Below are 18,845 nucleotides of genomic sequence, written 5' to 3'. Positions count from 1 at the left end.
TAGGTCTGGAGGAAATGAAGTTGCGCAAAATTTGGAGAATTTCCCGTTCTGACAGATCTATTGCCCAGGAACTTGCCGATACTCTCGGAATTTCTCCCGTTCTGGCTGATATCTTAGCAAAGCGCGGGGTAAATACTCCCCGGGAGGCGGTTTCTTTCTTGAAGCCAAGCCTATTGAGCCTGTCTTCTCCTTTTCTGTTCAAAGATATGCGGAAAGCCGTCGGGCGTTTGACTTGGGCGCGTGAGCGCGGGGAGAAGGTGCTTGTCTACGGAGATTATGATGTGGACGGGGTTACGAGTACGGCATTAGTTTATAAAACCCTGATCGACTTGGGCTTCAAGGCTGTCACCTATATCCCTAGCAGGCATGATGAAGGGTACGGGCTTAATAAGGAGGCCATTGGCCGGGCTGTGCAGGCAGAAGTTAAAGTGTTGGTAACGGTGGACTGCGGGATTACGGCCACTGAGGAAATTGAATTGGCCACTGCTCACGGAATTGATGTAATAATCACGGACCACCACGAGCCGCCTGAGATTCTGCCTGCTGCGCTGGCTGTGATAAATCCTAAATGCGATCCCAACTATCCCTTTACTGAGCTAGCCGGTGTCGGGGTAGCTTTCAAGCTGGTGCAGGGCTTGCTTGAGGAATCAGATAAACCTGGTGCGGAGAGAGAACTCTTGGACTTGGTGGCTTTGGGTACGATTGCTGATGTTGTACCCCTGGTGGGCGAGAATAGGGTCTTAGTTAAACATGGTCTTAAGCAAATGCAGGAATCTCCGCACTTAGGGTTGGAAGTTTTGTTGGCGGAATGCGGGCTCAAAGGCAAGGAGTTGAAAGCGGGACAGATCGCTTTTATGGTAGCGCCCCGGATTAACGCGGCCGGTCGCCTTGACAGCGCCCGCAAAGGACTGGAACTGCTGCTCACCGGAAAAGAGGAGCGGGCTTATGAACTGGCCCGGGAGCTAACCCAAGAGAACCTGGCGCGCCAGCGCCTCGAACAGGAGATCGTGGCCAAAGCCATCGAGCAGATAGAACAAAGCCCGCTGCCCCGTGTCATTGTAGTGTCCGGTCAAGGGTGGCATCACGGAGTGATAGGAATCGTGGCTTCCCGCCTGGTTGAACGATACTACCGACCGGTGTTTATCATGGGGGAAGAAGGGGAGGAAGCCAAGGGATCAGCCAGAGGAATACCGGGCTATCATGTGCTGGAGGAGCTAAGGACGCAAGCTCAATTGCTACATAAATTCGGCGGCCACCGTCAGGCTGCCGGGTTTTCGCTGGCTGTCGGAGATATTGGGCGTTTGCGCGCAGAGTTGAATGAGCAGGCCACAGCATTACCGGAGGAGGTTTTTCAAGAAGTTTTAACCATAGATTGCGTGGTTGAGCCCGCAGTGCTTACAGTGGCACTTGAACAGGAATTAGAACATCTGGCACCGTACGGATTTGGCAATCCTTCCCCTGTTTTAGCCGTGCAAAGGATGCCTGTGCACCGGATTGATACGGTGGGCCAGGAAGGGAAGCACTTAAAGCTCTATCTGGGTGAAGCAGGGAATCTGGGGGGGATTGTTTTTCGCCAGGGCAGCCGCTTAAGAGAATTAGCGGACAAGCCTGCCGCGGATATAGCTTTTAATCTGGAATTAAACTCGTATCAGGGACATGAAAAAGTTCAGGTAGTCGTTAAGGATATCGAGGAAAACGCGCTTTGGCAAAAGGAGTTCCCTGAACTTGATAGATTGCCTAGGCAGGCTGGTGAGTTGGCTGCTAGAGAGATTGCAGCGGGGCTTGAAGCGGATGCGATTGCTTTGCCATCGGCGACCGGGAACATCGCCTTAGCAGAATTTAGGACAGACATTGATTCCACGCGTAAGCGCTGCGCTTCCCTGGAGCGGGAGGAACTGGCCAAAGTTTATCGCTCGCTCCAAGCCGCAGCCAACGTTGAAAACCCCTTTATCTGGGATGTTCAGGAGGAGCAGCGGGAAGCACTGCAGATTTTCGAAGAATTAGGGTTTGTGCGCTGTGCGGGTGGAAGCACCAGGGTTATGCTGGAACTGATGCCGGTACAGGGCAAACTCCCTTTGGAATCTTCCCTGCGCTATCTTAGTGGCAAAAGGTGCTAACCATTTTATCCGATGGCTAAGTGCCACTAAGACTTCCGCTTCTAAAGTGGGAGATAAGTGGCACTAAGCCCCTGGATAAGTTCAACTAAACTTCAGATGGAGTTAAAACTCCACCTGAAGTAAGTTTCCTTTATTAAGGGAAGGACGGGAAGAGAATGGACTATAAAAAGCACATCCGTGTAATCGAAGATTTCCCCAAGGTCGGCATCTCTTTCAAAGACATTACTACCCTGCTCAAAGACGGGAAAGCTTTTCAGACTGCTATTGATGATCTGATCACAGTGCTTAAACCGTGGCAACCCGATATTATTATCGGCCCGGAAGCCAGGGGGTTTTTGTTCGGGGCACCCGTGGCATACGCTCTGGGTCTTGGTTTCGTGCCTGTGCGCAAGCCCGGAAAGCTTCCCGCGCGGACTGTCAGCCAAACGTATGACCTGGAATACGGAGTCGATACTTTGGAAGTGCATGCCGACGCTCTGTATCCTGGGCAGAGGGTTGTGATTGTGGATGACTTGCTGGCTACCGGCGGTACCACGCTGGCGACAGCGAAATTAGTGGAGAAGACAGGTGCTCAAGTTGTGGGGATGGCTTATCTTATCGAGCTGACTTTTTTGGAAGGAAGAGATAAGCTTAAAGATTACCCTGTGTTTTCTTTAGTTCAATATTAATACCATACCCAAGTGAGAGAGGAGCTAAGGCATGTCTCTGGAGGAGCTGATGGCGAAATTGCCTCAAAACCTTCCTGCGTCACATCTCAATATCATCACCGAGGCCTATAAATTTGCTGAGAAAGCGCATTGGGGGCAACATCGCATCTCTGGAGAGAATTATATTCAACATCCTCTCGAGGTTGCGATGATACTGGCGGGGTTTGAACTTGATGAGAGTACGATCGCGGCGGCGCTTTTGCATGATGTGGTCGAAGACACAGCCTATTCCTTGGCTGATGTCGAGCGGGAATTTGGTTCGGAAGTTGCAATGCTGGTGGATGGGGTTACCAAACTCGGTCGGATTGAGTATAAGAGTAAAGTAGAGTTACAGGTCGAGAATTTGCGCAAGATGTTCTTAGCGATGGCCAAAGACATCAGGGTTATTCTCATTAAACTAGCGGACAGGCTGCATAATATGCGGACTCTGAAGTACCACTCCCCGCAAAAACAACGGGAAATTGCCCAGGAAACCTTGGAGATTTTTGCCCCTTTGGCTAACCGCTTGGGAATTTTCCGGTTTAAGTGGGAACTTGAGGATTTAGCATTCCGTTACCTCAAGCCGCAGGAGTATTACGATTTGGTTGAGGGAATCGCGCTTAAACGGCGGGAACGGGAAGCGCAAATCAATGAGGTCATTGAACAGCTGCGTTTGCGCCTTGATGAGGTGGGGATTCACGCCGACATTTCCGGAAGGCCGAAACATTTCTACAGCATTTATCGCAAAATGGATACGCAAAATAAAGAATTGAATGAGATTTATGATTTAACTGCAGTCAGAGTAATCGTAGACTCTGTCAATGACTGCTATGGAGCCTTAGGGATCATTCATACTTTATGGAAGCCGATTCCCGGTCGTTTCAAGGACTATATTGCAATGCCCAAGCCCAATATGTATCAATCCCTGCACACCACTCTAATCGGGGCGCATGGAGAACCGTTTGAAATTCAAATCCGCACCTGGGAGATGCATCGCACGGCTGAATACGGGATTGCTGCCCACTGGAAATACAAAGAAGGGGGCAAATCTCCTGCCGGAAATTTTGATCAGAAGCTCTCATGGCTGCGCCAGCTCTTGGAATGGCAGTATGATTCCCGTGATGCCGGGGAATTCATGGAGTCTCTGAAAATTGATTTATTTGCGGATACGGTTTTTGTTTTCACCCCCAAAGGGGATGTGGTGGAGCTTCCTGCTGAATCCTGCCCCATCGACTTTGCCTACCGGGTGCACACGGATGTAGGGCACCGCTGTATCGGGGCTAAGATTAACGGCCGAATTGTTCCGTTAGATACGAAACTGCACAATGGGGATATTGTTGAAGTCTTAACGTCCAAACAGGCTGCCGGGCCGAGCAGGGACTGGATGTCTTTTGTGAAGACTTCCCAGGCAAAAAACCGGATTAGAGCCTGGTTTAAGAAAGAGCAGCGCGAAGAGAATATCAACCGGGGCCGGGAAAGCTTGGAGCGGGAAGTAAAGAAGCTGGGACTAGAACCGGCGGGGGTGCTCAAACCAGAATACCTGTCCGAACTGGCCAAGAACAATAATTATACGACAGTTGAAGATCTGTATTCCGCGATTGGGGATGGCACCCTTAGTGCCAACAGGGTCTTAGGGCGCTTAAAAGACGAGGTAACGAAGGAAGTACGCGAAAAGCAACAGCTGGCAGCTCTGCAACAAGGAGATGGCAAGAATTTAAGTTCATATGGCAAAGCCTCTCACGGTGTGCGCGTTAAAGGGGTTGACAATGTCCTGGTGCGCTTTTCCCGCTGCTGCAACCCCTTGCCCGGGGATGAAATTGTCGGGTATATAACCAGGGGGAGAGGAGTATCTATTCACCGCAGCGATTGCGACAATGTCCAGTCTCATATCGAAGAGGAACATCACCGTTTGGTCGAAGTCATGTGGGATGAACAGACTCAGGCTGCTTACCCGGTCGACATTCAGATTCTCGGGCTGGATCGGGCCCGCTTGGTAACGGATGTGATTAATGCGGTTATGGATACGCGCACCGCGATCTTAGGGATAAATGCCCGCGTGGGCAAAGACAAAGCCGCCTATATCCAACTAAGCATAGAGATAAGCAATCTCGACCACCTTAATCATGTCTTGCAGAAGATCCGCAGGGTCAAAGATGTGGCCGAAGTTGACAGGGTGCATACCGGAGGGAAATAAAGTGCGCAGTGTGGTACAAAGAGTTAAGAAAGCAGCAGTAAGAGTGGACGAAGAGATAGTGGGACAGATCTCTGCCGGTTTTTTGGTCTTGCTCGGGGTAGGAGAAAATGACACAGAGGCGGATGTAAGCTGGATGGTTGAGAAAATTGTAGGCTTACGCGTTTTTGAAGATGCGGAGGGGAAAATGAACCTTTCGCTCGCAGATGTTCAGGGAGAAGTTCTGTTAGTATCCCAATTTACACTCTATGGGGACTGTCGTAAAGGAAAACGCCCCAGTTTCTCCACTGCGGCCCCGCCTGAGCAGGCCTGCGCTTTGTTCGCACAGGCGGTGGCTGCCATGAGGGCAAAGGGACTCAAAGTTGAGACAGGAGTATTCCAGGCAGATATGGAAGTAGCGCTCGTAAACAACGGCCCGGTTACTCTGCTGTTGGACAGTGAGAAGAAGTTTTAGGAGGTAAGGATATGATTGAGGGACGTCCGGTAGGGGTTATGGGAGCAAATTGTTATCTGGCTTACTGCCTGAAGACGAAAAAAGCGGCAGTGATTGATCCGGGCGCGGAAGGAAAAAAAATTTACCGCTGGGTTCTGGAAAAGGAACTTAAAGTTGAGTACATCCTGCTTACCCACGGACATGCGGATCATATCGGGGCGGTGGATGAGCTTAAGGAACTTTTGGGAGCCAAAGTTGGGATTCACTCTGCTGATGCCGACATGCTCACGGACGAACGCCAGAACCTTTCGTCCTATTTCGCCCCTGTGATCAAGATGCAGCCGGCTGATATGCTGCTCCATGATGGACAGGAATTAAAGGTGGGGGATGAGAAAATAACGGTCCTCACCACCCCTGGGCATTCACGCGGAAGTGTGTCTTTTCTCACTGCGGACGGTGTCATCAGTGGGGATACCCTGTTTGCGGGTTCGATCGGGCGCACTGATTTTCCGGGCGGTTCACTCGAACAATTGCTGCAGGGAGTAGAGCAGAAACTATTGGTTCTGCCGGATGACACGCCTGTGTATCCCGGGCATGGGGAAGCTACGACGATCGGCACGGAGAAGAGGAACAATCCGTTTTTGGTGTAGCTCAAGCTGGTTAAGTAAAGAGAGATTCTGTTAACATAAAAGGCATAAGCATATTGTTAAATTTGCTATCGGTAGTGGAGGTGTCCCCTGCATGCATGAGATAACTGAAATTATCTTACTAAGTTCAACTTTCTCGCTAGACGAGTTGCAGGGCGCACGGGCTTTGGTCAAAGCCTTTTTCCCGGAGGCTACGGTTAAGTTCGAGGAAGCAGACCCTGTTTCGAACCGAATAAGAACAGATAATCTTGGAGTACCAGGAAAAAGAGCAGAAGCAGCCGGTTTGGCGGGGGTAATAAGGATCGAGATGGAGGGGGACGGCCCCCTCTTTGCTTTCTGGCGGGTAGGGAAACAGGTGGAGGATGCAAACATTTTAGATTCTAAACGTACCGAAACAATTCCGATAGCGTCAGAAGACATCACTAAAATTTTAGCTCATACGAATATCGGTAAAGAATCTTCGCGCAAGCTCCTCGTTAAACATGCACTCATACGTTTGCTCAGCCAAGTGTGTGCAAAGGAACTGCCGTGGGGGATTTTGACCGGAATTCGCCCGAGCAAAATCGTACATAAGATGGATGATCAAGAGCTTCCGCCTGGGCAGCAGTTGAAGATGCTGACTGAGCGTTATGTCATGCGTCCGGATAAGGCCGAGTTGCTGCAGGAGATTGTCGCAGTTCAGCGGCCGTACCTAAATGACTTTGCGGCTAACCCCAAACACATTGCCCTTTATCTGGGGATTCCTTTTTGCCCGACGCGTTGCTCTTACTGTTCTTTCCCGGCGTACGCCATTGACCGGGAGCGGCAGGCTCTGGCTGCTTATTTGCATGCGCTTTGCGCAGAGATTCTTCAGGTGGGCGAAATGATGGCCCGGCTTGGCTTGGCCGCTGATTCTCTCTACCTAGGGGGCGGTACCCCCACCGTCTTAACTGTCGAGGAGTTAAAGATACTTTTGCAGGAGATAAAAAAGTATCTGACGCTGGCACCTGGCTTGGAATTTACCGTGGAAGCGGGACGCCCGGACACGCTCACGCCCGCGAAGTTTGCGCTCATGCGGGAAGCAGGGGTAAACCGCCTCAGCGTTAATCCCCAAACGATGCACGCCCAGACCCTCAAGCGCATTGGCCGGGCACACCGGGTGGAAGATGTTCTCGCTGCTTATGAGTTGGCTCGCGAAACTTCCGCCTGGGTGATAAACATGGACCTGATTTTGGGGCTTCCGGGAGAGGGAGTAGCAGAAGTTGAGAGAACCCTCGAACTCATAAACCCTCTCGCGCCCGATAACCTAACCGTGCATACCCTCGCTCTCAAACGGGGGTCGCGCGAATGGGAGCAGGGTTACCGTCACGCTTCAGCCGCTGTTATTGAGGAAATGCAGAACTTAACTCGAAATGTTGTGCAGGACTGGGGACTGCGGCCATATTACCTATACCGGCAAAAGCACATAGCCGGGAACCTAGAAAATATCGGGTATGCCCAGCCCGGCAGGGAGTGCCGCTACAACATTGCAATCATGGAGGAGCGCCAAAGTGTAATCGGCCTGGGAGCGGGCGCATCCAGCAAAGTTGTTAACCCGGATGACTATAGTTTAACGAATTATCAGCACCCCTCAGACTGGAAAAGCTATGCCGCTAGATGGCAGGATGGACATGCCAAGAGGGTGCAGGCTTTCGAAGCAGTGGTTCTCGCAACTTAATCTGAAGAAAGTTTACCCGTTATGATCATTAGTAGTTCTGCTAAATTGAACCTATGGTATAATATGGGGAAAGAAAGGGGGAGTCTGTATCAAACTTAAGCTTAAATCTCCAAGGATTGTTTTAATTCCTAATATTGTTAGTTTAATCTTTATCCTGATCGTTTTTGCCCTGAATTTGCTCTTTCCGCTCTCTAAATTCACGTATGATATGAATCTTAAGTTATCCATGTCGCATAATCCCGATGATAAGATTGTCATCGTTGGTATTGATGACGCTTCCATGCAAAAGTACGGAATTTTTCCCTGGGATCGCAAGCTTTATATTCCGTTAATTCAGAACCTTGAGAATTCAGGTGCCAAAGTCATTGCCTTTGATATTATCTTTGATACGGAAAGCAAGGATAAAACGAGTGATACTGCTTTGGCGAACGAATTTGCCAAATACAATAACATCGTCCTGCCGAGTTACGGAGAGATGCCAAGTAGCCCTACCAAAAGCAACGAGCTTGTAACAGCCAGGAATTTTACCAGGCCGCTTCCTATTTTTGCCGCTAATACTAAGACGGGTCATATCAACAGATTAGCGGATTCTGACGGCAAAATCCGCAAATCCTGGTTGATGATTAATGACCAGGATAAACCCATGTACTCCATGGCTTACACCGTGAGTGAGCTATATGGTAAAGATGCCAGTGGTTATCTTAACAAGCACCCGCAGACCCAGATGTATATCAAGTATGACGGGAATTCTAAGGATTTCACCACCCTTTCATTTGCTAAGGTCGCGGAAGGGGCATACAGCCCGGATACTTTTAAAGACAAGATCGTACTCATCGGCTTTACAGGTCCTGGATATGACGAATCCATCACCCCGGTCGAACGCAATATGAAATTAGTGTATGTACACGCGAACATCATCTCGCAGTTATTGAGCGGAGAATACATAACCTACGTTTCCATGCCCTTTATTTTCTTTCTAAACTTAATCGCCATTGCACTTGTAATTTTCCTCGCCTGGAAGTTTAATTCTACCTTGAGTGCAATGCTGACGCTGGGAATAATGGTGTTGTTAGCATTGGGACAATATCTTCTGTTTTCAGGCACAGGCATCTTTTTCGATGTAGTCTATATCATTCTCGCTTTATTTGTTACTTACTTGGTCAATGTCAGTATCAAGGCCTATCGCACCATGAAAGAGAAAGAGCATATTACGCGCCAGTTTGGAAGGTACATTTCCCCGGACTTAGTCAGTCAAATCGTGAAAGAACAGATCGACATCAAACTCGGGGGTATCCTTAAAGACATCTCCATCCTCTTCTTAGACATTAGAGGCTTCACTCCGATGTCCGAAAAATTAAACCCGGAAGAAGTCGTGGATGTCCTCAATAATTTGTTCAACATGGTGACGAAGAATGTCCTGAAAAACAAAGGGACCATCGACAAGTTTATTGGGGATGCGGCCATGGTCATATTTAATGCTCCCCTGGAGCTGCCCGACCATGAATACCACGCGGTCAAAACGGCCTTGGACATCCAAAAAGACATGGAAGAAATCGCGCACGAGATTTTGGCCAAATATGAAGTAGAACTTGCCATCGGCATCGGAGTGAATTGCGGCCAGGCAGTTATTGGCAACATCGGCTCTTACTTAAGGCTTGATTACACGGCGATCGGGGACAATGTCAACACTGCCGCCAGGCTGGAGTCAAACGCCGGGAGAAGAGAGATCTATGTTTCGGAAGAGACTTATGAGCGGACCAAAGATAAATTCGTCTATGAATATGTGAAAGAAGCCTATATGAAAGGCAAGACAATTCCGATAAAAATATACAAAGCGGTGAGTGTCCTGAACGATGAACAGCTTGAACGGGCCTTCTGACATCCTCCTACCCCTGAAGGGGTAGGGTTCCCCAACAGTTGAGGAGGTCTTTAATTCGTGGCTGCTCAGGAGTTGCTTTAAGCAACCGACCTGAACGTCCCTTGTTTACGGCCTTTCAATGTGGTTTTTCTCCACACAAACAAGTTGACCACTGGGCGTGCCAGTCCGCCCACTACTTCTCACAACAGAAGCCCGCTGTCTCGAAGATACCTTTGCAGGATATTGAACGCTCCGACGACATCCGCATTGAAGGCTTTTCCGCAATGCACGAACAGGCCGCGCTCGACCCGTGCTGCTTTAACTCTCTTACCGCATACCGGGCAGGTTGTGCTGGTGTAGTGTTCGGAAACCTTTTCGGCCAGAATGCCTTTAAGCGCCGCTTTATAGGTCAACATCTGAATGATCTTGCGATAAGGCCAGGCATGCAGTTCTTGGTTTTGCTGAGCACCCCAATCCTTATCTTGACGAATATTTAACTTGACTTGCTGGACTTTGCTCAATGTGGTGCCCGGCGGCAGTTGGTATTCCAATGTTACGGCCTGCCGGGCATACGTCTTGGGCAGCTTCAGGAGAACCTTATTCTCGTCAACCATACCATAGGCATTCTGCTTAAAAGTTAGTGTACTGAGCGCATCCTTCTTCCGAAACCCCGGCGGTTTGGCAGACAAGTCACCGTTCTTGCGATGGCTATACCAAGAGCGGTAGGAATCGTCCAGTTCTGCTAAGACTTCCTGAGCTGTCTGACTGGGCAAGAGCTTATACCAGCGGTTGGTTTTCAGTGTTTTGCACTGGTCAGGAAACCCCGGAATTTTTTCGGTTTCCTGCCAAACAGCCTTACGTTCATGGTTCGCTACATTCCACATTTTCGTGGCGGCATACCCGGCAAGCCCTAAGAGTAGAGCATCCTGGTCGCTCAGATTCATAATCTTGGCCCTGGTGGTGAGCAGTTGATACGGTTCGTCCCTCGATGAGTTGGCCCGACTCATCATACTTTTTCTTCTTGCGCTTCACATTCTCACCCCCTTGTCTTTTGTTCAGCAATATATCGCTGAATGGTTTCGCTAGATACATTGCCAGCAGTAGAGCAAAAGAAAGAACGAGTCCACAGACTGGGCAAATGTCGCAGGTGCTTGAATTCCTGCCGCAGTTTTCTCGATGTCACTCCCTTCACTTTTGCCATAATGTCTGATGGACTGATAGAAGGCAGGGCGTTGAGAAAAAGATGAACATGGTCTGGCATTACTTCTAACGCCACAATCATTAAAGAATGTTCATCGCATATTTCTTGTAGGATTTCCCTAAACCTTCTATCGACGTCCTTAACCAATACCTTTCGCCTGTAGCGTGGACAAAAAACAAAATGATAGTTAATTAAAGAAACGGTGGTGGTTGTTCGTCTATATTCTTGTCCCGTATGAATATTGCATCAGTTACATGAGAATACTGCAACAAAATATATGAAAGGAGACAAAACGGGAGTCGCCTTCATCCCACGATTAAAACCGTGGGCTTTCGGCTACGTTTCTGTAACAACGAATGAACTAGGCTTACTGTTTTTCCGGCCTCCCGGCCATTCCCAGCATGAAACCGATGCCTAGGGCTGAGCCGATTCCTGTGCGCGTAAAAAAGTTAGTATCGAAAACCATTGATATTAGTAGAAAAAGAGAAAACAGCCCGACCATGCTAAAGAATCCGACAGCAAACCATTTGTCCTTGGGAACCAACCTTTTGAGCTTGTATCCCGCAAAGTAAGCCAAAGGGACAACGATAATCGCTGATAAAACCGGCCAGAGATAATTCATGCTTCATACCTTTCTCTCATCCTTGCTATCGGGACATTTATTTTAGATGCCGTCTTAACACTGCTTTTAGACTTCATAGATCCCTTCGACAGAGAGGGGATTTTTCCCTGCAATACAGCGACAACCGATACAGATTATATGCACTAGATTCAGATCCAACAAGGACAGGAAAGTCGGATCTCAGTAATAACCGACGTATCAATTTGCTTTGCTTTACCAACGAATGAAATTCACAGTTTGGATCAATAAGGCACAGAAGCGGCTGTGGAAAATCTTTGTTGTAACATTGCGTTCAGGAATCCCCATTTGGATACTGGGCGCTTTTTAATTTTGGAACCTTCATAACAAATTCATACTTTTTTCATGAGTTGCTCAAACGGCAAGTTTATACTAAGGGCGTAAGCTTAAGTGAGCAATTAAAAAAGGAGGAATTACAAATGGGGATAATAAGTCGCTTGAAAAATATTTTTGAAGCTAAATTGGAGAAAGGAATTGACACGCTTGAAGATCCCAAAGAAATGCTTGACTACAGCTTGACCAAAATGGAGGACAACATCCGAGCCATGGCCCACAATGCGGTTGAGCTAGGTACTGCCAAGAAAAGAGTTGAACTTGAGCGGGATACGGCCCTGGAAACTGCCCACAAGTACGAAGAACAAGCGGAGAAAGCTTTGGAATTAGGGCAAGAGGATCTTGCCAAAGAAGCGCTTCTGCGCAAAGTGGATGCTGAAAGCCGTGCCGTTGAGCTGGCTTCGCAAATAGAGAAAATGGCTGAGCAACTGCAAACGATTTCTAAAAGGCAGGATGAGCTGCGTAACAAGATCCGCACTTTCCGCAGCAAAAAAGAAGAGTTAAAAGCAACTTATGCAGCTTCCAAGGCTCAGCTTAAAGTTAAGGAACTGGTAACCACGATTGGTTCGGAGTCTGAGAGTATCGCAAGAACCGTGGAAAGGGCAGAAGCCCGGATTCAGGATATGCAGGCTAAGGTGCTGGCGGTTGACGAGCTGGAAGAGCAAGGAATTATTAGCGATGTGTTCGCTGATAGCAAAGACGAAATTGAGCGTAAGCTTAAACGAATGAGTATTGATTCCCAAGTAGAGCTTGAGTTGGCAAGGCTTAAGGCCGCAAAGGCATCAAACGCATGATTAACAATGGCACAAGGGGAGGGAGATAAGATGTGCGGAGGCAGAGGTTGGGGCAGCGTGTTCGGTTTTGGTTGTGGCGGAGGGTTTTTTGATCCTTACCCGGGCCGCGACCGCGAATACTATGAGCCAAGAACAAGAAACCAGGAATATGGAAATCTGCGCATTGACATTCGTAATAGCTACGCCAGCGGAGAAATTACGCAAAATCAGTACTACGATGCTCTGGATCGGTTGGACAGAGGGTCTTTTACTCGGTTCGACTTAGATGAAATGCGCAGCCGTGGTCAGGCGGTTAGGAGAACATATAGAGGAGATAACGGTTCTGCTGGGCGTATACCCTACGATATCCGTGCGGAAATCGAAAGTCTGGAACGTAAACAAAGGGAAATCGGCAAAGCAAAAGGAGAGGCGAATAACGTCATTGCTGATTTTAACAATTCTCTATCAGTGTTGACGCAGCACATGTCACTGGCTGAAGAGTTGGCCAAACAAACAGTTGATTCGGACGAAACAAGAGCACGCTCGTATCTCAAACAACGGCAGGAACTGGCGGAGCAGACAGCAGCTTTAGAAGTTAGGCTGAAAGAACTGAAGGAAGACTTGGAGAGATTGGAGCAGGCAGAAATAACTATTGATGCTAAGCTTTTGGAATTAAAAGCTGTAGGTCAAAGAGAAAGGCTGGCAACCCTGCTTTCCGATTAAGAGAAGCACGGATAAGATTATTAGAATTGATTTAGTCGCTTCGATGAAGTATCGCGAGAAAATTTAGGCTTTTTTTAGACGATAAGAAATTTTGAATTGTAAGCAAAGAATTGGAGGATGAAAAGAATGAAAAGAAGTAAATGGACGCTGGGAATGCTTTTAGCCGGAGTCCTGGTGCTATCAGGCGGTGCTTTAACCTTGGCGTCCGGAGCAAACTTTTCCTTGGGCCAAAGCCTAAAGGTCAAAACGCAGGCTGCAGCTTATGAGAACCAGGCAGGTGTATCGGTAGGTGCTCAAGTTTCTGACACTGAACAACAAAAGAATGAGGCTGCGCAGCCGGGACAGGCTCTTGCTGATTCCACTCAAGCTGTACCTTCAAATACCCAAAATCCTGTACCAAAAGGAAATACATCTTCAACAGGAAAGGCTGTGATTTCAAGCACGCCTAATGCTCCTTCTCCGTTCAGTTCTATAGGCGGGCCTTATGGGTTCGACGGCTATGGCATGATGGGAGGAGGCTTTGGCGGCGCTAACGGTGCTAGCTATGGTATGATGGGAGGTTCAGGATCTGGGACGGGAAACGGCATGATGGGCGGAGGGTATAATGCCCTGAGCTTAGGGGTTAATCTTAGCAACGGGCAAGTAGCTACATCCGAGCAAGCTCAAGCTCTGGCTAAAGCATATCTACAAAAAGTAAGCCCGGGCTTGGCAGTTGACGAACTCCATGAATTTGCGGATTCCTATGAAGCAGAAGTGAAAGATGCAAGTACCGGCGCTATAGCCTATGAGTTTGTAATTGCTAAAAACGGCGGCTATATTTACGCGGAAATGGGTCCTAATCTTATGTGGAATACCGAATACGGCCATATGAATTGGGGCAACAGTGAGACACCTACTGTAAATGCCGAACAGGCGACAAAAACGGCTCAAGACTATGTGCAATTGATGGGTCAAGGATATAGTCTCGAAGGCCCGGAGAAGGCTCCTGGTTACTATGAATTCATGGTCTTGAAAGACAGCAAAGACTATGCGGAACTGAACGTCAATGGTTACAGCGGGCAAGTCTGGTTCGAAACATGGCACGGACCAATTGTCAGCACGGTTGAAGTGAAATGATCAGTGCAAAGGAGTGAGATCAATGCCCAGGAGCAGCTATGGACAGTCGTATGGCGGACATAATCTAAGGAAGAATTCCGCGCTTTTCAGCCGGGACAGAATAGTGCTGAGGATTAAGGGAATGACTTGCGGACATTGCAGGGCAGCGGTAGAGAGGGCATTGCTCGGCGTTCCCGGAGTGACAGGGGCTCAAGTGAACTTGATGCGACAGCAAGCGGTAGTGATGGGGCTGGTTGACAGAGCTTTGCTGATCCAGGCTGTCGATGATTCCGGATATTTCGTAACAGGTTTAGTCTAAATAATCAGCTGCGTTTCTGTAAAGGACACCCATCGTAAGCGAGGATGAGTGTCCTTTTAGCATTTAGAATGCATCGAAAATAGAGAGGGTTGCATATAGACAGGGGTTCTACCTTTTCTGATAACGATGTGATATAGTCATGGTGAATGGAACGATTAAACTTAGAGACAGGGTGAACGCAGCATGGGTTTGGGTAAAACGATACGCGATTTTCGCAAACAGAGAGGATTCACTTTACAGGTGCTCTCCGATCAATTAGGGGTATCTTGTTCTTTCTTAAGTGCCATTGAACGTGAAGTAAAAAAACCCTCTGTTAGCATGGTTAAAAAACTCTCTGATGTCCTAAACATTTCCCCGACATACCTTTTCGGGAGCGGGACTGAGACGGTATATGGAGAGAAAATCCGCTTTATCCGCCGGGGAAGGAGCTTAAGTATTGAGGAACTCAGCGAACTATCCGGAATACCGGTGAAGCAGATTGAAGCTTATGAAGAAGGAAGCCAGGAGCCTGATCTCGAGACTCTTGACCGTTTGGCTGAGGCCCTGAGCGTGACTGTGCGCTATTTTCTTGAGAAGTCGGCTGATATTGTGTCCATCGGGGAAAGAGTGCGCCGGGAGCGGGAGAAAAGAGGGTTTACGGGTGCGGCATTGGCAGATAAAGCTGGGATCAGCCCGGGAATGGTAAGCCAAATCGAAAATGATCAGGCCGAGCCTTCCCTTGATACCTTAGAAAATGTCGCCAAAGCGTTGGGCGTCTCAGTTTGCTATTTTCTTTTGGAACAGGAAGACGTGGAGAACCTGGTATCATCCCTAAACTCAGAGGTTTTGGTATTGCTTGGGGACCCACGGGTGCAGGCGGTGCTGAGGGCGGTTCGGGATCTGGAAGCGGGGGATTTGAAATTTATTCTAAATTACATTCAGTTCTATAAGCGCAATCGGGCTCTTTTAGAGTAGCTGTCTTAACAAAGGCAGCTATATTATTTTTGTTATGCAATTAATAAAAAAAGGTTTTAATTTATTAAAACAGTAGCAGGGTATTTCGTAACAGTGTCGAACTAATAAGCGAGGATTAAAGATAGGTTCATATTATTTGAACCATGGTTCAAATAATCCCGAAATCACAAAACTGCAAATCTTGCTGTGCCAAAGAGAATGAATATTTTTTTGAACCAGAGTTTAATAATGGAGAAATACTAATAAACCAGCATTTACTCATTTGTGCTTGTGATACCTAACACAAGGGGGTGGGGTCTTAGTTTAGGATTATTCTAACTTGGCTTGGAGGCACAGCGAATTTGCAGCTCAAGGCAGGAGTATTACCTGTAACAACGAGAGGAGAGAAGTTTATGAAAAACAACCTGACAACTGCACAGATGGGCAGAATCAAAAACATTTTCGATGACCGGGTTCGTTTCAACAAAGTTGAACGCATTGTTTATTCCCATGATATGGGCATTATGCCGGAACAAATCCGGTCTATGATTCAATGTACGCCGGATGGTGTGTTGCAGCCAGTTAGTGCTGAAGAAGTAGCTGCCCTGGTGAAGATAGCCAAAGAAGAACAAATCCCGCTAGTCCCCCGCGGGGCGGGCAGTGCGGGATTTGGCGGTAGTGTTCCTGCTAAAGCTGGAATTGTGGTTGATTTCGTCCGCATGAACAAAATCTTAGAGATTGATTCAGTCAATCAGACCGCGACCGTCGAACCCGGAGTTATTTGGATCAACTTGGAAAAAGAACTTAGCGAGCGTGGTTTGGCTTTGCGTGCCTTTCCGTCCAGTTCCAACAGCTCGACTGTGGGTGGTTGGGTTGCGCAAGGAGGTAGTGGGTATGGCAGCTATGAATATGGGGATTGTGGTCAGAATATAGCTTCTGTCGATGTGGTTTTGCCTGACGGCGAAATCAAAACTTTTTCCGGCTCAGACCTGCGTAAGGTGTACAGCCTGTGTGGAATTACCGGCATGATTGTCCGGATCACGGTCAAAGCGCGGGAAAAGGATGAGGAAAGTGTCATTCTTTCTGCCTTTCCGGACTTACAGAGCGCGTCCGGTTTCCTGAATGACTTATCGCGGGAACGGGTCCAAGTCTGGAATGTGAGTTTGGCAACCCCAGCTTTCACGGGCTTGAAGCAGAAGGCATTGGAGCACTATGTTCTGCCTGAAGACGAATATCTTGTGACCATGGTGTTTCCAAAGCCCCGTCGTTCAGCGGTGGAAAACCATATTCTCCGGCTTACCTCTGCTCACAACGGGAAAATCATGCGGGAGAAATTAGGCATAGAGGAGTGGGCGGACAAATTCTACCCGATGCGCTTTAAGAAGCTCGGCCCCACCCTCGTGGCCAGCGAAGTGGTTGTGCCGGTGAAAGAAGTGGCCAACTTTGTTGGGGAAGTAGAGCGGAAGTTCAAGGGAGAATTCGCTCTTGAGGGCACAATGGTCGGGCCTGACCATATTTCTATTCTGGGCTTTATGCTCGCTGATGAGCGAAAACTCGGATTCCCCTTGGCCTACGCCTGTGCCCTTGATGTGATCGACACGGGGGAAAAACTCGGCGGCAAGGTCTTTGCGGTCGGAATGTATTTTACGGATCGGGCTAAAACCTATTATGGGGAGAAGGGTTTGCAAGAAATTTGGAGTTATAAGCAAGCGGTCGATGCACAGGGAATTATGAATCCGGGCAAAATCATTCCTCCTTCCCTGGACAAGCAGTCTCCCACCAAAATGCTGACGACAGCTATGAAAGTTGCTAATGCGGGCAGCGGCTTGATTGGTTTGGCCGGGCGTCTGCTCAGCAAATGGCAGTCCGACAATTTTAGTTCTCCGCTTGATGAGCATCTTACGGACGATACCTTTTCCTGTGCTATGTGCGGTTATTGCCGCAATGTGTGTACTGTCTTTGACGCCGTTCCCTGGGAAAGCAATTCTCCCCGCGGCAAGTATTTCATCCTTAACCAATATATCAAGGGTAAGATTCCCCTCGATGATGAAGTAGGCCGCACGCTCTACCCGTGCACCACGTGCAAGAAATGTGACAGCGTCTGTCAGATTAGGGCTCACAATGCCCATCACTGGATGTCTTTGCGCTATGAGTTTAATAAGAACAAACTCCAAAACACGGGTTTGAACATTATTCGCAACAATGTGCTCACCACCGGCAATTTCTGGGGCGTCCCGGCAGAGGAGAGGCTTAAATGGCTGGATGTTCCCACCCAGACTCACGGTAAGATCGCGTACTGGTCCGGCTGTTGGGCAGGGACAATTATGGACAACATGGCCCAAAATGCAACTCGGATTCTTAATCAATTAAACATTCCTTTTGTGCACTTTGGGGAGCGGGAGCGCTGCTGCGGACTCTATCTGACTTTGGGTGGATACAAGAAAGACTTCCAGGCTTTGGTCCGGAGCAATCTGGAGATGTTTAACGAAGCAGGGATAGACACCATTATCTTCTCCTGCCCGGGCTGTTATGCCACATTCAACGAAAACTATCCGCAAATGGCCTTGGAGATGGGGCTGGAATGCAATATCCGCTTTAAGCATATCGTTGTCTACTTGAGCGAACTTATTGCTGACGGCCGTCTGAAGTTTTCCGCGCCCCTCAATCACAGCATAACTTATCACGATTCTTGCCATGTCGGGCGCTGGTTTGGGCACTATGACGAGCCGCGCAGCGTGATCCGGGCGATTCCCGGGATTGAACTTAGGGAAATGGAGCACATCAAAGAGGAAGGATTGTGCTGCGGCCTTGTTTCGGCCTTTGATTCCCTGCCTTCGGTTGCGCACAGCGGGATGAAACGGGTCGAGGAAGCGGTGGTGACCGGAGCGGAGTATCTTGTGACCAACTGTGCCGGCTGCGGCTCTCAGTTTAACGCGACTTGCCATGCTATGGGCACTGAAGTTCAGCAAATGGATTTGACTGAACTGGTAGCTAAAGCGCTCGGAATTGCAACCACAGATCCCTCAGAGAAAGTCGGCGCGTATATGGCCCAGTGTGTTGAGCTTCTTAAAGACAGCGTTTTAGCCCCGATAGTTGTGCCCGCTGAGGCGAGTAAGTAGGTCGGAGCCGAAAGGGCAGTATCCGGCTTAATAAGGTAGTGATTATAATATTTAACACAACCTCGCACCATAGCAAAAGTG

The 18,845-nt window shown here is 48.5% G+C and carries 16 protein-coding genes; 13 read left to right on the top strand and 3 right to left on the bottom strand.

Annotated features, from left to right (window positions below; genetic code table 11):
- Window positions 1-20: 20 nt before the first annotated feature.
- The 7 genes from recJ to ACYQ2N_RS05180 all read left to right on the top strand — a co-directional run bounded on the left by recJ (window position 21) and on the right by ACYQ2N_RS05180 (window position 9,649).
- A complete protein-coding gene (gene recJ / locus ACYQ2N_RS05210) occupies window positions 21-2,117 on the top strand; it encodes a single-stranded-DNA-specific exonuclease RecJ (RefSeq protein ID WP_459997965.1) in 2,097 nt (698 codons plus the stop codon).
- 155 nt (window positions 2,118-2,272) lie between these two features.
- Window positions 2,273-2,785 (top strand): adenine phosphoribosyltransferase, encoded by a 513-nt coding sequence (locus tag ACYQ2N_RS05205; RefSeq protein WP_459997964.1) that lies wholly within the window; start codon window positions 2,273-2,275, stop codon window positions 2,783-2,785.
- A gap of 31 nt (window positions 2,786-2,816) precedes the next feature.
- Window positions 2,817-4,997 (top strand): RelA/SpoT family protein, encoded by a 2,181-nt coding sequence (locus ACYQ2N_RS05200; RefSeq protein WP_459997963.1) that lies wholly within the window; start codon window positions 2,817-2,819, stop codon window positions 4,995-4,997.
- Window position 4,998: 1 nt separating this feature from the next.
- A complete protein-coding gene (gene dtd, locus ACYQ2N_RS05195) occupies window positions 4,999-5,448 on the top strand; it encodes a D-aminoacyl-tRNA deacylase (RefSeq protein WP_459997961.1) in 450 nt (149 codons plus the stop codon).
- Window positions 5,449-5,459: 11 nt separating this feature from the next.
- On the top strand, window positions 5,460-6,077 hold the full coding sequence (locus ACYQ2N_RS05190; RefSeq protein WP_459997960.1) for an MBL fold metallo-hydrolase: 618 nt from the start codon (window positions 5,460-5,462) through the stop codon (window positions 6,075-6,077).
- Window positions 6,078-6,168: 91 nt separating this feature from the next.
- Window positions 6,169-7,770 carry a coproporphyrinogen dehydrogenase HemZ gene (gene hemZ / locus ACYQ2N_RS05185; protein ID WP_459997958.1) on the top strand — a complete coding sequence of 534 codons (1,602 nt, stop codon included), beginning with the start codon at window positions 6,169-6,171 and terminating at the stop codon, window positions 7,768-7,770.
- 58 nt (window positions 7,771-7,828) lie between these two features.
- Window positions 7,829-9,649 (top strand): CHASE2 domain-containing protein, encoded by a 1,821-nt coding sequence (locus ACYQ2N_RS05180; RefSeq protein ID WP_459998000.1) that lies wholly within the window; start codon window positions 7,829-7,831, stop codon window positions 9,647-9,649.
- Between the two features lie 179 nt (window positions 9,650-9,828).
- Here the strand turns inward: ACYQ2N_RS05180 and ACYQ2N_RS05175 are convergent, their stop codons facing one another.
- The 3 genes from ACYQ2N_RS05175 to ACYQ2N_RS05165 all read right to left on the bottom strand — a co-directional run bounded on the left by ACYQ2N_RS05175 (window position 9,829) and on the right by ACYQ2N_RS05165 (window position 11,451).
- Entirely contained in the window at window positions 9,829-10,635 is an 807-nt protein-coding gene (locus ACYQ2N_RS05175) for an RNA-guided endonuclease InsQ/TnpB family protein (protein ID WP_459997957.1), read from the bottom strand.
- A gap of 29 nt (window positions 10,636-10,664) precedes the next feature.
- On the bottom strand, window positions 10,665-11,069 hold the full coding sequence (gene tnpA, locus ACYQ2N_RS05170) for an IS200/IS605 family transposase (protein WP_459997998.1): 405 nt from the start codon (window positions 11,067-11,069) through the stop codon (window positions 10,665-10,667).
- Between the two features lie 127 nt (window positions 11,070-11,196).
- The gene (locus ACYQ2N_RS05165; RefSeq protein WP_459997956.1) at window positions 11,197-11,451 is read right to left on the bottom strand and encodes a hypothetical protein; all 255 of its coding nucleotides are present in this window, start codon (window positions 11,449-11,451) and stop codon (window positions 11,197-11,199) included.
- Between the two features lie 437 nt (window positions 11,452-11,888).
- On the opposite strand from ACYQ2N_RS05165, the gene ACYQ2N_RS05160 reads away from it, so the two are divergent.
- From ACYQ2N_RS05160 to ACYQ2N_RS05135, 6 genes are all read left to right on the top strand, one after another.
- Window positions 11,889-12,596, top strand: a complete 708-nt coding sequence (locus ACYQ2N_RS05160) for a PspA/IM30 family protein (RefSeq protein WP_459997955.1) — start codon at window positions 11,889-11,891, stop codon at window positions 12,594-12,596.
- 30 nt (window positions 12,597-12,626) lie between these two features.
- Window positions 12,627-13,298, top strand: a complete 672-nt coding sequence (locus tag ACYQ2N_RS05155; protein WP_459997953.1) for a hypothetical protein — start codon at window positions 12,627-12,629, stop codon at window positions 13,296-13,298.
- 126 nt (window positions 13,299-13,424) lie between these two features.
- Window positions 13,425-14,414, top strand: a complete 990-nt coding sequence (locus ACYQ2N_RS05150; protein ID WP_459997951.1) for a peptidase — start codon at window positions 13,425-13,427, stop codon at window positions 14,412-14,414.
- 22 nt (window positions 14,415-14,436) lie between these two features.
- The gene (locus ACYQ2N_RS05145; protein WP_459997949.1) at window positions 14,437-14,712 is read left to right on the top strand and encodes a heavy-metal-associated domain-containing protein; all 276 of its coding nucleotides are present in this window, start codon (window positions 14,437-14,439) and stop codon (window positions 14,710-14,712) included.
- A 183-nt stretch (window positions 14,713-14,895) separates the two neighbouring features.
- Window positions 14,896-15,666 carry a helix-turn-helix domain-containing protein gene (locus tag ACYQ2N_RS05140; protein ID WP_459997947.1) on the top strand — a complete coding sequence of 257 codons (771 nt, stop codon included), beginning with the start codon at window positions 14,896-14,898 and terminating at the stop codon, window positions 15,664-15,666.
- Between the two features lie 392 nt (window positions 15,667-16,058).
- Complete coding sequence (locus ACYQ2N_RS05135; protein ID WP_459997946.1) at window positions 16,059-18,764, top strand: FAD-binding and (Fe-S)-binding domain-containing protein; 2,706 nt, start codon at window positions 16,059-16,061, stop codon at window positions 18,762-18,764.
- Window positions 18,765-18,845 lie beyond the last annotated feature (81 nt).

It is taken from the genome of Paradesulfitobacterium aromaticivorans (assembly GCF_054657415.1).
The sequence above is the reverse complement of the archived record's forward strand: the minus strand, read 5'-3'. Positions and strand labels throughout refer to the sequence as shown.

Excerpts from the sequence above, each read along its gene's own strand:
- ACYQ2N_RS05205 (WP_459997964.1), top strand. The coding sequence starts at position 2,273 with ATGGACTATAAAAAGCACATCCGTGTAATCGAAGATTTCCCCAAGGTC.
- ACYQ2N_RS05200 (WP_459997963.1), top strand. The coding sequence starts at position 2,817 with ATGTCTCTGGAGGAGCTGATGGCGAAATTGCCTCAAAACCTTCCTGCG.
- ACYQ2N_RS05190 (WP_459997960.1), top strand. The coding sequence starts at position 5,460 with ATGATTGAGGGACGTCCGGTAGGGGTTATGGGAGCAAATTGTTATCTG.
- hemZ (WP_459997958.1), top strand. The coding sequence starts at position 6,169 with ATGCATGAGATAACTGAAATTATCTTACTAAGTTCAACTTTCTCGCTA.
- ACYQ2N_RS05175 (WP_459997957.1), bottom strand. The coding sequence starts at position 10,635 with ATGAGTCGGGCCAACTCATCGAGGGACGAACCGTATCAACTGCTCACC.
- ACYQ2N_RS05165 (WP_459997956.1), bottom strand. The coding sequence starts at position 11,451 with ATGAATTATCTCTGGCCGGTTTTATCAGCGATTATCGTTGTCCCTTTG.
- ACYQ2N_RS05160 (WP_459997955.1), top strand. The coding sequence starts at position 11,889 with ATGGGGATAATAAGTCGCTTGAAAAATATTTTTGAAGCTAAATTGGAG.
- ACYQ2N_RS05155 (WP_459997953.1), top strand. The coding sequence starts at position 12,627 with ATGTGCGGAGGCAGAGGTTGGGGCAGCGTGTTCGGTTTTGGTTGTGGC.
- ACYQ2N_RS05150 (WP_459997951.1), top strand. The coding sequence starts at position 13,425 with ATGAAAAGAAGTAAATGGACGCTGGGAATGCTTTTAGCCGGAGTCCTG.
- ACYQ2N_RS05145 (WP_459997949.1), top strand. The coding sequence starts at position 14,437 with ATGCCCAGGAGCAGCTATGGACAGTCGTATGGCGGACATAATCTAAGG.
- ACYQ2N_RS05140 (WP_459997947.1), top strand. The coding sequence starts at position 14,896 with ATGGGTTTGGGTAAAACGATACGCGATTTTCGCAAACAGAGAGGATTC.
- ACYQ2N_RS05135 (WP_459997946.1), top strand. The coding sequence starts at position 16,059 with ATGAAAAACAACCTGACAACTGCACAGATGGGCAGAATCAAAAACATT.